This is a genomic window from Streptomyces sp. P9(2023), from assembly GCF_032436795.1.
Lineage (GTDB): Bacteria > Actinomycetota > Actinomycetes > Streptomycetales > Streptomycetaceae > Streptomyces.
In genome coordinates, this window is record NZ_JAUPWM010000872.1 from 1 (window position 1) to 234 (window position 234).

Sequence of the window (234 nt, forward strand, 5' to 3'; positions counted from 1 at the left end):
GGGGAACCTTCGCCCTGATTATTTTGGTCATTCTCTTTATTAAGTACAAACCCTTCCAAGATATCATCCGCCTGTCGGTCGGACCTGGCCTTTTTGAAATCAATGAGCCCATCATTTTCGGTTTTCCAATCGTCTTTAACCTACCGATGATGATTCCCTTTGTCCTCAGCCCTGTTATCGGAGCTTTAATTGGTTACTTTGCGACCGTGATTGGTTTTGTAAAACCCTTGACCG

Annotated in this window: 1 protein-coding gene; it reads left to right on the top strand. The window is 44.4% G+C overall.

Annotated features, from left to right (window positions below):
- Positions 1 to 234 (top strand): PTS transporter subunit EIIC (locus Q5762_RS39755; protein WP_315897191.1); only part of this gene is annotated, 234 nt, incomplete at both ends.